The organism is Bradyrhizobium australafricanum, assembly GCF_020329495.1.
Lineage (GTDB): Bacteria > Pseudomonadota > Alphaproteobacteria > Rhizobiales > Xanthobacteraceae > Bradyrhizobium > Bradyrhizobium australafricanum.
This window is the reverse complement of the sequence record NZ_JAGKJL010000008.1, coordinates 157,330-171,062: the sequence shown is the minus strand read 5'-3', so window position 1 is coordinate 171,062 and position 13,733 is coordinate 157,330. Positions and strand designations below refer to the sequence as shown.

Annotated in this window: 10 protein-coding genes; 2 read left to right on the top strand and 8 right to left on the bottom strand. The window is 64.3% G+C overall.

The window, feature by feature from the left end:
* Positions 1 to 47: 47 nt before the first annotated feature.
* From J6525_RS10215 to J6525_RS10190, 6 genes are all read right to left on the bottom strand, one after another.
* Positions 48 to 1,784 carry a bifunctional protein-serine/threonine kinase/phosphatase gene (locus J6525_RS10215; RefSeq protein WP_225644082.1) on the bottom strand — a complete coding sequence of 579 codons (1,737 nt, stop codon included), beginning with the start codon at positions 1,782 to 1,784 and terminating at the stop codon, positions 48 to 50.
* Positions 1,785 to 1,844: 60 nt separating this feature from the next.
* A complete protein-coding gene (locus J6525_RS10210; RefSeq protein WP_137480433.1) occupies positions 1,845 to 2,663 on the bottom strand; it encodes a formate/nitrite transporter family protein in 819 nt (272 codons plus the stop codon).
* A 407-nt stretch (positions 2,664 to 3,070) separates the two neighbouring features.
* On the bottom strand, positions 3,071 to 3,817 hold the full coding sequence (locus J6525_RS10205; protein WP_225644080.1) for a transporter substrate-binding domain-containing protein: 747 nt from the start codon (positions 3,815 to 3,817) through the stop codon (positions 3,071 to 3,073).
* Positions 3,818 to 3,974: 157 nt separating this feature from the next.
* Complete coding sequence (locus J6525_RS10200; RefSeq protein WP_028342408.1) at positions 3,975 to 4,400, bottom strand: DUF4399 domain-containing protein; 426 nt, start codon at positions 4,398 to 4,400, stop codon at positions 3,975 to 3,977.
* 37 nt (positions 4,401 to 4,437) lie between these two features.
* Complete coding sequence (locus J6525_RS10195) at positions 4,438 to 5,982, bottom strand: SUMF1/EgtB/PvdO family nonheme iron enzyme (protein WP_225644078.1); 1,545 nt, start codon at positions 5,980 to 5,982, stop codon at positions 4,438 to 4,440.
* A 202-nt stretch (positions 5,983 to 6,184) separates the two neighbouring features.
* On the bottom strand, positions 6,185 to 7,375 hold the full coding sequence (locus J6525_RS10190; protein WP_225644068.1) for an MFS transporter: 1,191 nt from the start codon (positions 7,373 to 7,375) through the stop codon (positions 6,185 to 6,187).
* Between the two features lie 74 nt (positions 7,376 to 7,449).
* Here J6525_RS10190 and J6525_RS10185 point away from each other — a divergent pair, with 74 nt between their 5' ends.
* Positions 7,450 to 8,262, top strand: a complete 813-nt coding sequence (locus tag J6525_RS10185; RefSeq protein ID WP_176937028.1) for an AraC family transcriptional regulator — start codon at positions 7,450 to 7,452, stop codon at positions 8,260 to 8,262.
* Between the two features lie 158 nt (positions 8,263 to 8,420).
* On the top strand, positions 8,421 to 9,773 hold the full coding sequence (locus J6525_RS10180; RefSeq protein WP_225644066.1) for a malonyl-CoA decarboxylase: 1,353 nt from the start codon (positions 8,421 to 8,423) through the stop codon (positions 9,771 to 9,773).
* Positions 9,774 to 9,916: 143 nt separating this feature from the next.
* On the opposite strand, the gene J6525_RS10175 is transcribed toward J6525_RS10180, so the two are convergent.
* The gene (locus tag J6525_RS10175) at positions 9,917 to 12,274 is read right to left on the bottom strand and encodes a TonB-dependent receptor (RefSeq protein WP_225644065.1); all 2,358 of its coding nucleotides are present in this window, start codon (positions 12,272 to 12,274) and stop codon (positions 9,917 to 9,919) included.
* 300 nt (positions 12,275 to 12,574) lie between these two features.
* Complete coding sequence (locus tag J6525_RS10170; protein WP_225644063.1) at positions 12,575 to 13,636, bottom strand: hypothetical protein; 1,062 nt, start codon at positions 13,634 to 13,636, stop codon at positions 12,575 to 12,577.
* Between the last annotated feature and the right edge of the window lie 97 nt (positions 13,637 to 13,733).

Sequence of the window (13,733 nt, the reverse complement as noted above, 5' to 3'; positions counted from 1 at the left end):
GAGCTCGCACCTCAGGGTGACGGGGAGAGGTCGAGGGGGTTAGATCCCTACCGCAAATGATGCGCGCCGTAGGCGAGCAGCAGCACCACGACCAGTGCCAGCAGCAGGGTGGTCGACTTCCAGAACAGCACCGGATTGCGCTCGATCAGCGGGGTCGATGACGTCGTCAGATATTTTGCGTTGGGATTGCGCAGGTCGAACAAGAACTCCGAAAAGCTCTCATAGCGCTTGAGCGGGTTGGCATGCACGGCGCGCTCCAGCGCGCCGTCGACCCAGCCCGGGATCTCGCGCCCGCGATGCGCGGCCGGACGGTAGACCAGCCGGTTGAAGTCGGATCGTGTCCGGGCCCGCGCGATCTGCGCGCCATAGGGCAAGCGTCCCGTCAGCATCTGGTAGGTGACGACACCGAGCGAGAACAGGTCGGAGCGCGCGGTGCCGCCCTCGCCGAGGAAATATTCCGGCGCGGTGTATTGCTGGGTGCCCAGGATATCCTCGACGCCCGCCGGCACCGCGTCTGCGACACCTGCAATCCGCGTCGAGCCGAAATCGATGATCTTCACCGTGCCGGTCCTGTCGATCATGATGTTGTCGGGCCTGACGTCCTGGTGCAGCATCTCCTTGCGGTGGAAGGCGCGCAGCCCTTTTGCAATTTGCTCGGTGATGTCGCGCACCGTCTCCAGCGCCGGTGCGGGATTGTCCGTGATCCACTGCGTCAGGGTCTGACCGTCGATATATTCCATCGTGACGTAGAGGAAGTTGCGCTTGCGCTGCGGCAGAAACGGCTTCAGCACATGCGGGCTGTCGATCCGCCGAGCGACCCATTCTTCCATCATGAAACGCTTCAGATAGGCCGGATCGTCGCGCAGGTCGATCGAAGGGATTTTGATCGTGACCGTGGTGGCGCTGTCCTCGTCGACCGCGAGATAGATGTGGCTGCGGTGCGATGCGTGCAGCTCGCGCACGATGCGATAGCCGTCGAACAGCATCCGTGCGTCGAGCAGCGGCGGCAGCGGCAGTTCGGTCGGCTGGCCGAACACCTCGCCGGCATCGCCGTCGGGCAATTCGTCGATCCGGACGATCTGCACGGTGAGATTGTCCGGGCTTCCGTTCTCATAGGCCTGCTCGACGATCGATTTCGCCGCAGCATCGAGAGACGCGGCACCGTCCTTGATCGTCTTCGCCAGCTGCCGCGCCGGGACATGCTCGTAGATGCCGTCGGTCACCAGCAGGAAGATGTCGCCGCGCTCCAGCGGGAGCGCCTGGTAGTCGATCTCGAGCTGCGGGTTCACGCCGAGCGCGCGGCCGAGATAGCTCTGCTGCGAGGAGATCACGACGCGGTGGTCGTTGGTCAGTTGCTCGAGGCTGTTGCCGACGACGCGGTAGATCCTGGAGTCGCCGACGTGGAACAGGTGCGCCGTGGTCGACCGGATGACCAGGGCGCTCAGCGTGCAGACGTAACCCTTGTCCTTGTCGTAGGGATTCTGGCTGCGCCTGGTCTGCGCGTGCAGCCAGGAATTGGTCGCCTCCAGCACGCGCTGCGCCGAGGACTTCACCGACCAGGATTCCGAGGTGCAGTAGTAGTCGGTCAGGAAGCTCTTGACCGCGGATTCGGCGGCGATGCGGCCGACGCTGCTCGAGGAGATGCCATCGGCAAGCACCACGGCGATGCCCTTCAGGCCGAGCAGCGGCTCGTCGGGGATCAAGGCGCCGTGGAAGTCCTGATTGGCGTCCTTGCGGCCCTGATCAGAGAACTGCCCGACCGATATTTTCAGCGCGCGCGGCATCGACCGTCCCAAAGCGAATGGGGCCCTCCGTGACAGGAGAGCCCCATAAGTCGTCGAGGATCAAGCCGCGAGGCGCTGGCGCTTCGGCGCCGTCTTCACATGCGTGGTGTAGAGCGTGAGCCCGGTGAAGGCGAGGCCGCCGGCGAGGTTGCCGAGCACGGTCGGGATCTCGTTCCAGATCAGGTAGTCCATGATCGAGAACTTCGCATGCAGCATCAGTCCCGACGGGAACAGGAACATGTTCACCACCGAATGCTCGAACACCATGTAGAAGAACACCAGGATCGGCATCCACATCGCGATCACCTTGCCCGGCACCGTCGTGGAAATCATCGCGCCGACGACGCCGGTCGAGACCATCCAGTTGCAGAGCATGCCGCGAATGAACAGCGTGGCCATGCCCGCCGCGCCGTGCGCCGCATAGCCCAGCGTTCGCCCCTCGCCGATATTGCCGATGGTCATGCCGACCTTGTCGGGCTCCTGCGTGAAGCCGAACGTCGTCACGAACGCCATCATGAACGCCACCGTGAGCGCGCCTCCGAAATTGCCGATGAACACGAGAGCCCAGTTGCGCAGCACACCGCCAAGCGTAACGCCGGGGCGCTTGTCGAGCAGCGCCAGCGGCGAGAGCACGAACACGCCGGTCAATAGATCGAAGCCCAGCAGATAGAGCATGACGAAACCGACTGGAAACAACAATGCTCCGACAAGCGGCTGACCCGTATTGACGTTGATCGTCACGGCGAACCAGGCTGCCAGCGCGAGGATCGCGCCCGCCATATAGGCGCGGATCACGGTGTCGCGGGTCGACATGAAGATCTTGGATTCGCCGGCATCCACCATCTTGGTGACGAATTCGGACGGAGCGAGATAGGCCATTCGTAAAATCCCCTTGCGCAATTCGGCCGCGCCGGTTGCCTGCCGGAAGCGACGCGGGTTGGTTGAAATGCTCGTCCGTCCGGGGAGATGGGGCTGCAACGATTGCTCGAGACGCCCGGGCCGGGCGCTGATCCCCTCGCCTCGGCCAGCATTGGCCTCGGCAATCCGGAGGACGGCAGTCGTCATTGACTGATCCAACCAAAAGCAATGGATGTGCCAAGCGGCGACGCTGGCGGCTGGCACGAAATCTCCGTTAATGCAATGACTTAGCTGACCCGTAGAGGAACCGGCCGGCGCGATGGCGCGGATTTATGCAGCCTGCACAGATGTCGCCCACGAAAAATGCGCAGCCCAGCCGCGGGCCCGGCGCGACCGCCGTGCCCGCGTGTCAGCCTGCCGATGCGCCGCTACTTCACCTCGGTGCGGACCGGCGCGCCCTTCAGTCCGTTGTTGTCATAGGCCTTGCGCAGCGTGCCGTTGGCGATCGCCTCCGTCATGAACCTGGTGGCGAAGGCCGCGGCGAACGGATGGTTGAGCGGCACCGCGACCGCGGTGACGGTCTGCTTGAAGGTCTCGTCCAGCACGCGCGTGCCCGGAATCTTCTTCGCCATCGCATTGAGCTGATCGCGCGACAATGCGAACGCGTCGATCTCGCCGCTCTTCAGCAGATTGAATATCTCGTCATAGGTCTGATAGCCCGTGACCTTGGCGTGCTTGAGATGGGCGATCGCGCCGCGCATCGTGGTGGTGGCATTGACGGCAGCCACCTTGACGCCGTCCTGGTCGAGCGTGGCGAAATTCGTGATCGTCGAGCCGGGCTTGACGATATAGGTGGCGTCGGCAACCTCGTAGATCGGCCCGAACGTCATCTTAGTCTCGCGCTCGGGATCCTTGGGCAGGAAGGTGATGTCCCAGGTGCTCTTGGCCGCCGCCTCGGTGATCTGGCCGGAATTCTGGTGCACGACATATTCGACGGGGATGCCGAGTTGCGCCGCCATCTCGCGGCCGAGATCGACGGGAACGCCCGCATAGCCGTTCTCGGTCTTGGTCGACCAGAACGCGCCGCCGGCCGGGCTGATCGCGATCGCGACCCGGAGCTTCCCGGTCGGCGCGATCTGATCCTTCAAGGCGTCGGCAGCCGCTGATGTGGCCATGACAATCACTCCCAGAACGAGGCCGGCCAGACGCAGCAGTCGAGACGACATCAGACTTCCTCCATGCCGAATCTTGCTGTCCGGCAGGCGCGCAACAAACCGCACGGCGCGGCCTTGTGCAAGCGCCGGTTCCGGCAAGGGAGCTATCCGTATCGGCCTATCTGACCCGGATGGTGATTTTTTCGGAGACGACCGGCGGGCTGAATGGATAGTGCTTGGCGTCGCCCAGCACCAACTGCAAGGTGTGCTTGCCGGGCGCCAGGTCGAGCTGCGTCTCGGTCTGGCCGGCACCGAAATGCAGATGAGACTTGTCCGACGGGATCGGCTCATTCGGATTCAACGGCTCATTCACGTCGATCAGAAGATGGTGATGGCCGCTGTTCGGGTAGTCGTCGCCGGCATGGGTGACGCCCATGTTGCGCAGCCCAAAGCGGCACCAGAACGGGCTTTTCAGCTTAGCGCCGTCGCGTGGCCAGATGAAATACAGCTTGGTGTCCTTGCCGGCCGGCTTGTTCTGCGCGTCGGCCGGGGCCGCGAACAACGTCAGTGCCGCGGCGAGCATGATCAAGCCTGCACTTTTCATAGCCCCTCCATGAAGCCTGGCGATCAGGGATGATCGCTCAGGGAGACAGCGCGACCCGCAAACCGTGGGTCGGGTAACGGACATTGGTGTCGTAATTATCGCGATTGGCCGGACGCACATAGCGTGCGTCATTCTTCCACGAGCCGGAGCGGATGACATGCGAGGCGCAGTCGCCGCCGGACCAGACCGCACCGTCGGTCGGCGCGCCCTGGTAATTCCTGTGCCAGCAATCCTCGACCCATTGATCGACCCCGCCGCCCATGTCGTAGAGGCCGAACGGATTCGGCTTGTAGCTGCCGACCTTGACCGGCTGCTCGGCCGAACCGTCGCCGCCGCAATCCTTGCATCCGGCGTGGCCCGATTGCATCTGGTCGCCCCACCAGTACTTCGATTGCGTTCCGCCGCGCGCCGCATATTCCCACTCGGCTTCGCTCGGCAGCCGGTAGGGCTTCTTGGTGCGCTCGGCGAGCCAGGTCACATATTGCTTCGCATCGCTCCAGCTCACATTGGTGACCGGAACGTCGTCCTTGCCGCTGGCCGTGAAGCCACAGGCCTTGGCCGCCGCGCAGGTGTTCCATTCGCGGACCGTGACCGGATATTTGCCCATGGCAAAGGGCTTGACCGTCACCCGGCGGATCGGCCGCTCGGAAGGATCGTCATTGCTTCCCATCGAGAAGCTGCCGGCTTGAAGCGAGACCAGTTCGGGTTCCGGCAGGTCCGGGGTTGGGCTCGCGGAGGGCGCAGGTTGAGGCAACGCTTGCTGCGTCGGTGCCGCCGGGGCCGGGCTTGCGGTTTGGGTCGGAGCCGGGCTTGGTGCCGGCGGCTGGACGGCAGGTGATGCCGTCGGTGACGGAGGCGCCTGTGCCACGTCGGCCGGCTTGCCGCGCGGTTGGACGAGCAGATACCACAGCACGCCTCCGGCGATGATCGCGACCGCCAATCCGAGCAGCGTGAGCAGGACGGACTCGCGGCGCCTGCGCGTCCGTTGGTACGCGGCGGCATCCGGCAGCACACGATAAACCCGGACCGGATCGGTGATGTTCTTGACCTTGCGGTCGCCGAGCGATTCGTATCCGCAGACCATCTTGTGCTTGATCTGCTCGTAGATGCCGCCCGAGATGAAGACATCACCCGGCGCTGCGATCCCTTCCAGGCGCGAGGCCACGTTGACGCCGTCGCCATAGATATCATCGGGCTCGATGATGACGTCGCCGAGGTTGACGCCGATCCGGTACTCGATCCAGTGATCTCTCGCGATCGCCGCGTTGCGGCCGATCATGTTCTGCTGGATCACGATGCTGCAGCGGACGGCCTCGACCGGACTGTCGAACATCGCGATAAAGCCGTCGCCGGTGGTCTTGACCAGCTTGCCGTGGTGCTCGGCGATCGTGGGCTCGATCAGATCGCGCAGGGTCCGCTTGACGCGCGCATGCGTGCCTTCCTCATCGAGCTGCATCAACCGGCTGTAGCCGGCGATATCGCCCGCTACGATCGCGGCGAGGCGTCGCGGCATTGAATCGCCGGGAGGCTGTGTGTTGTCGGGCTGTGACCGGCCTGACTTGAAGTCGCGAATTTCTCCCATGGCGCTCCGGCTGCTCCGCAAAGACGTGTTCAAGGCGCAACCGGCGCCTTCGTCCCCGAGGCCCGCTTGAACCTACCACACCTGCGGGTCGGAACAAAGTTCGCGAAGCGTGACCATGTCACGGTTATCCGCCGTCGGCCGAGGCCCGCCGGTCGGGCACGCCTCGTCGCAACGGCAAACGGGCGGCAAAACCGCCCCTGCGTCAGCCCGCCTGCGTGGCCGGGGTGCGGATCTCGCGCGGAAGGATGATCGCGGCCGCAATCGCCAGCAGGCACAGCGCCGCGAACGCGCGCAGCATCATCGAGAAGCCGCCCTGGTCGTACAGCCAGGCGACCAGGCCGACGGACGCGCCGGCCGCGGTGAAGCCGACGAAATAGCGCACCGCATAGGCGCGCGAGCGCCATTCCTCGGTGGTGTACTTGCCGACCATGGCATCGTTCACCGTGACCTGCCCGAACGCGCCCATCACGATGCCGATCGAGACCACGATCAGCGGCAGGTTGTTTAGGCTCGCCGCCAGATAAAGGAACGGCGCCAGCAGGAACGACAGCGGCAGCGCCACCGTCTTCAGCGAATATCTGTCGAGCAGCTTGCCGATGGTGTACTGCGTCATCGCGCCGAACACATAGACCCCGGCCGCGATCACGCCGAGCAGCGCCGGGCTCTTGGTCAGGTCGGCGAGCCGTTCGGCGAACAGCTTCGGCAGCGCCACCGTCACCGCGTTGAAGGTGGTGGAGATCGCGATCACCACGATCAGGAGCGACAGCACCACGCGCCACATGTCCTCCTTGGCGACCCGCACCTGCGCGGCGGCCTGCCTGGAGCCCTTGCGGTCCTCATGCACCACCGTCATCGCAAAGACGATGCCGATCAGCACGGTGACCGTGCCGGGCACGATGAACGCCCAGCGCCAGCCGAGATACTGGCCGATCACGCCGGTGACCAGCGCCGACGAGGCGACCCCGAGATTGCCCCAGACGCCGTTGATCCCCATCTGGGCGCCGAGCTTCTCGGCATAGGACACGATCATCGCGGTGCCGACCGGATGATAGATCGAGGCGAAGATGCCGATCGCCAGCAGCGCGGCGCCGAGCTGCAGCGGCGTCTGCACGAAGCCGACCGAGATCATCGACAGGCCGATGCCGACGAAGAAGATCACCATCATGTGGCGGCGGCTCCAGCGGTCGCCGAGCCAGCCGGTGATCAGCGAGCCGGCGCCGAAGGCGATGAAGCCCGGGGTCGCATAAGGCAGCAGTTCCGAATAGGCCATGCCGAGCGCCGGGCCCATGATGATGACGGCGGCCGCGAAGATCAGCATCGCGTAGTGATCGATGAAATGGGCCGCATTGACGAAGGTGATCACCCGGCTGGGACTGTTGCTTGGACCGTTCATCGGCACGTCTCTCACGCGATTCTTCAATTGCTCGAAAATAGGTTATAGGTGCTTGTCCTGACGGGATGTCGCCAATGACTATCGCTGAGCCGCCAATAAGAGCCCTCCACCAGGACCGGCGCGTCACCGGGGACGGCGTGCATCTGGTGGCGCGCAGCTACCGCAAGGGCGTCCGGCTCGAGCCGCACATGCACCGCGAGGCACAGCTGGTCTATGCCGCCAGCGGCACCATGCAGGTGACGACGCCCAAGGGGCGCTGGCTGGTGCCGCCGGACCGCGCGGTGTGGGTCCCTGCCCTGCTCCCGCACGCGATTGACGTGCTCGCCGACATCGAGATGCGCACGCTGTATTTCGACCAGGCCTGGCTCGCGCGCGAAAAGCGCAGCGACAGCCTCGACCACGAATTCGTGGTGCGGGTGTCGCCGCTGGTGCACCAGGCGATCCTCGCGCTGTTCGACGCCTCATGCGGACGCGAGCGCACCGATCTGTTGATCCGCCTCGTGATGCTGGAGTTGCACCAGGCCGAGGATTCCGCGACCTTCATCCCGCTGCCGCAGGAGCCGCGCTGCCGGCGCGCCGCCGACCTCGTGCTGGCCGATCCGACGCAGGACCACGACATCGATGCGCTGGCGCGCACCGTCGGCACCTCGGCGCGGACGCTGTCGCGGCTGTTCTCGGCGGAGACGCAGCTCTCGTTCAAGAGCTGGTGCCAGCGCGCCCGCATCGCGGCCGCGATCGAGCGCCTGTCGAGCAGCGCGAATGTTTCGGTCAAGCAGGTCGCCTCCGACCTCGGCTATGCCAGCGTGCCGGCATTTTCCCACGCGTTCCGCCAGGTTACCGGCAAGACACCGACCGCGTTCGCGGAGAAAACGTGCGAGAAAACGTGAACCGGGTTTGTCACCGGGCGCAGCGATGACGAATTATACCGCTGTCGCGCTGCGACATATTTCCGTACGATCCATGCGCTTGATTGCTGTGCTCCCGACCTTAAATCCCGTGTAAGGTCCGGCTTCACTGGATACGACCTGCTGGATACGACCTGCTCATGGCCAATGCCTTCTTCTCCGACCTGCTCTCGACGATTTCCGAACGCGGCCGCGTCCTGCTCGGCCGCGCCAGCCCGGCCAACGACAAGCAGGATGCGTCCGAACTGCTGGAATTGTGCGAGGCGCTGTTATCCGGCCGCGGCGAAGCCTCCGGCACCGCGATGGCGCGCGAAGTGCTCGACCGCTACCACCATCTCGATGCCGCCGGGCGGCTGTCGTTCTTCCAGACGCTGGCCCGCGATTTTGGCCCCGATCACGCCAAGCTGGCGCAGGCGATCGAAAGCTGGCGCGCCAAGGCCAATGGCGATGACGCGAGCGACCTGCATTTCGCCTCCGAGCCGCGCCGCCAGGAATTGATCCGCCGGCTCAATCGCGCGCCGGGCGGCACCGGCGAGCTGGTGTCGATCCGCTCGGATCTGCTTTCATTGATGAAGGGCAACAAGGACCTTGCCGCGCTCGATCGCGACGTGGTGCATCTGCTCTCGTCCTGGTTCAACAGGGGATTCCTCGTGCTGCGCAGGATAGACTGGTCGTCTCCGGCCAATATTCTGGAGAAGATCATCCGTTATGAGGCCGTGCACGAGATCCGCGATTGGGACGATCTGCGCCGCCGCATCGATCCGATCGATCGCCGCTGTTACGCCTTCTTCCATCCGGCGCTGGCCGACGAGCCGCTGATCTTCGTCGAGGTCGCGCTCACGGAAGCCATCCCGGGCGCAATCGCGCCGCTGCTGGCCGAAGAGCGCGACCCGGTTCCGGTCGAGCGCGCCCGCACCGCGGTGTTCTATTCGATCTCCAACACCCAGCGCGGCCTTGGCGGCATCTCCTTCGGCAGCTTCCTGATCAAGCAGGTGGTCGAGGAGCTGCGCCGCGAATTGCCGAAGCTCGACAACTTCGTGACGCTGTCGCCGGTGCCGGGCTTCATGCAGTGGGTCAAGCAGGCCGACGACGTGCCGCTCACAGAGGAGGACCGCCGGCTGCTGGAAAGCCTCGGCAAGCCCGACTGGTTCGAGAACGCCGAGCTCGCGACCCAGCTGCGCGCCGTGCTGGAGCCGCTTGCCGCCTACTATTTCCTGAAGGCGCGCACGCCGAAGGGACGACTGATCGATTCGGTCGCGCGCTTCCATCTCGGCAACGGCGCACGCTTGGAGCGGATCAACTGGCTCGGCGATCTCTCGCCCAAGGGCCTGCGCGAATCCGCCGGCATCATGGTCAACTACCTCTACCGCCTCGACGACATCGAGAAGAACCACGAAGCCTACGCCAACAATGGCGAGGTGATCGCCTCGAGCGCGGTGAAGAAGCTGTTGAAGGGCGAAGGCCGGCGGCTGCTGGACATGCGGTTGGGATGACAGGGCCAACCCCTCTCCACGTCATTGCGAGCACACCTCTCTACCGTTGTCATGGCCGGGCTTGTCCCGGCCATCCACGTCTTTCTTATAGACCGCGGCAAAGACGTGGATGCCCGGGACAAGCCCGGGCATGACGGTGAAAGCTAGAACCTCGCCCGCGCCATCAGCCTTACCGTCCGCCCCTGTCCCGGCGAGATGTTGTTGTTGCCGTCAGCCGACGCCCAATAGCCCTTGTCGAAAATGTTCTCGATATTGAGCTGGGCGCTCCAGGTCTCGTCGATCTTGGCATAGATCGCCGCATCGAAGCGCACGAAGCCCGGCAGCCGCACCGTATCGTCGGACGAGGCGAAGGAATCGCCGAAATAGATCACGCCGAGCGCAGCCGCCCACATCGGCGTGAACTGATACTTGTTCCACCAGGCAAACTGATTGTACGGCACCAGCTGGACGCGGTTGCCGGGCACGACGGTCGCCGAGGTGGCGCCGGTGATTTTCGCGTCGGTGTAGGCATAGGCCAGCGACGACTGCCATTGCGCGGTGACATAGCCGGTCAGGCTCGCCTCGACGCCTCGCGTGAGCGTGCTGCCGGAGGGGAAGAAGAAGCCGGGATTGTTGCCGTCGGCGATCGGCTGGTTGGTGCGGTTCAGATTGTAGACCGCGGTCGAGAACAGCAGCTTCGGATTGATGTTCCACTTCATGCCGAGCTCGACATTTTCGAAGCGCTGCGGCTGCAGGATCAGGGTGCCGTCGTTCAGCGCGCTGAACTGGTCGCCCGAGGCCGGCAGGAAGGAGACGCTGTAGGCGGTGTAGACCGACATCGAATCGATCGGCTTGATGATCAGGGCGCCCTGCGGCGACACCAGATTGTCGACGCGATTGCGATTGATGTTGGTGTTCATGTCGGTGGCCGACATGTCGTAGCGATCGAACCGCGCGCCGGCGATGATCTGCACGGCGCGCGAAATCTCGATGGTGTCCCTGACATAGCCGGACTGGATGTTCAGCGCGTAGCGGCTGTTCGAATCGGGCGTGGTGACGCCGTCGCTGTTGGTGCCGGTGAAGTGGTGAAGAAACGTCACCGGGCCGAAATAGGTCGGCGCGAACGGGTTCTGCACGATGGTGTTGGCGCCGTTCGGGAACACGCCGGTGTTGCGGATATCGACGCCGGTCTGCCGGCCGAACTCGGTGCCGAAGCCGACGGTGTGGAACAGCGGCCCGGTCCAGGCCTTGTAGATGAAATCGGTCTGGTTGAAGACATTGTCGCGGTTCGTCGTGTGCTGATAGGCGCCGAGATTGACCGCGGTGTCGGCAGGATTGACCGCGCCGGCGAGCGGACCGCCCGTTGGATAGACGTTCTGATAGAATTTCTGGTAGTCGGCGGCGATGGTGCCGTTGCGCACCGTCAGCCCATTCTCGAAATCGTGCTCGATGATGGCCATGCCGGTCTGCACCGTCGCCTGCGCGGTGTTCAGGCTTGGGCTGCCGAAGAAGGTCGAGAAGTCGCCGTTCGGCGCGAACGGCGTGGTCGGGTTGAAGCGGGTCGCGCCGCCCGGCAGACCCTGCGAGGGATTGCCGCGATCGGCAGTGCGCTCGTCGTGAAAGTACTCGTAGCTCAGTTTGATTTTGGTGTTGTCGTCGGGCTTCAGCGTTACCGTTGGATTGATGCCGTAGCGCTCGAGATGATTGAAATCGCGGAAGGCATCGGCACCCTCGTAGAACACGTTGAGCCTTGCTGCGACGTTGTCGTTGATCGCCTGCCCGGCATCGAGGCTGACGCGGCGATCACCCCACGAGCCGGTCTGCGCCGTCGCCTCGTAGACGCGGTTGCCGTCGGCCTCCTTCAGCGTGCGGTTGAGCAGGCCGCCGCCGGCGCCGCGGCCGAACGTCAATGCGCTCGGCCCCTTCAGAACCTCGATGCTCTGGGCGTTGTACATGTCGCGGAAATACTGCACGTCGTCACGAAAGCCGTTGACGAAGAAGTTGGCGCTGGAATCGACGCCGCGGATCACGAGCTCGTCGCGATTGCCCTCGCCCTGGTGCACGGCAACGCCGGGGACATAGCGGGTGACGTCGGTGAGGCCCTGGTAGTTCTGGTCGCGGATCTGCTCACGCGTGATCACGTTGAGCGATTGCGGGATGTTGACGATCGCGGTGTTGGTCCTGGTCGCAACCGACGTGCTGTTGGCGAAATAGCCCGATGTGCCGGTGCGGGCGTCCTGCGATTCCGCGAAGGGTTTTGCCGCCGCCGCGGGCGCGATCCGCCGTGCCGTCTGGGTGCGGCGGCCTCGTGCTGCGGTGGTGTTACGCGATGTCGACGGTGCGTTGCGGCGGCGTTGCGTGGCCGGCGCGGTGACCGTCACCGGCGGCAGCGACGAGGCGCCGGCCGGCGCCGATTGCGCCTGTGCGGCAGATGTTGCGAGCGGAACGCTCAGCGCGAGATAGCTCGCCGAGAGCAGCGCAAGCAAGACAGTGCGACGATGGGCTTGTGATCTTGATGTCATGACGTCGTCCCCAAGCAACTCTCGCCTTCGCTGAAGGCGATGCGCCGTCCTCTAGAGAGGTGAGGCGCTGTGCGTCCAGACGACGGGCGCGAGAAAATTTTTGCGTGACGACGGAATAAAATCGCGACGAATGGACGCGGATACACCTCGCGGCGAGCGCAGGGTCGGAAAAGTCAAGGATGCGAATGGTTTCTGTTGGCTTCCGGATTTGCGCCTGGAAACGAAGAGCGGCGCTTGCGCGCCGCACTTCTTGTAGCGATTCCAGATTGTAGCGGTTCTAAAACGATCAGGACGTCGCGGTCATGCGGTTGCGGACCGCGGCCGCAACCCTGCCGGCAGATGCGCGTCGATCCAGCCGGTGATCGCACGCTCGTTGCGATGGTAGAGCAGGCCTGCGGCGATCACGGCAATGCCGATCAGCGACAGCGAGAACGGAAACCACAGCGAGTCCTTGAAGACGACGTCGGCGAGATGGCCGAGATAGAGGCAGATGCCGAACGCGCCGAACACCGCATAGGCGCGCCGCATCAGGATCACGGCGATCACGATCAGGCCGACATTGAGCAGGCAGTACACCGCCTTGCTCAATTCGGTTGAGCCTTCGGACGCGCTAATTCCGCCCCAGAACGCCATCAGGCCGAACAGATGCAGCCAGAACGCAAAGTCGCCGTTGCGGCTGCGATAGTCCACGATCGACGCCACCGCGAGCACGGCAAGCCCGAACCAGATCGACACCCTGCGGCGCATCTCGAAATCGGCGTGAGCCATGCCGCTGAACCACGGCGCCAGGTCCATCGACATGAACCACAGCGCGACCGAGATGATCGCGACGATGAAGGCGAAGCGGTAGTAGCGCAGCGCCACAATGCCGGCGGCGACGGTCGCGATCTCCATGAAGATCCAGCGGCCCTTCACCCAGACGTAGAAGTCCTGCACGGTTCCCGGCTTGCCGAACTTGCCCCACCAGCCAAGCTCGTCCTGGATGCCGTAGACCGCGAGCGGCGCCATCGAGACCGCGATCGCGATCAGCAGGCCGCCGGGAACCCGCAGATTCTTGTCGTGCCAGAGGTGGTGACCCGCCACGCTGAACCCGACCGCATAGGCGATCGCGCATGCCGTGAGCGCGCGGCCGCCCATCTGGGTGAAGGCCAGGGTCGAGAACAGGCCCATGGCACCGATCACGATGAGCGCGCCGGCGTACCAGAGCACATGCGCGGCATCGAATTTGGCGGCGGGACTTGCATCGCCCGCCGGCCCCTGCCCGGCGCTGCTCGCCAGGAAAGCGAGCAACCGTTCCAGATCGGCCGGGCTGATCACTCCGGCATTGGCGGCGTCCCGGAGATCCTTGGCTGAATATGGCATGCGGCTATCCTCACGGCCGGTTTTTGCGCCTGCTCCCGATCATCCGGGACAAAGACGCCCTGTTCTTCATGAGTATATCCAAAAATGAGCAACGTTC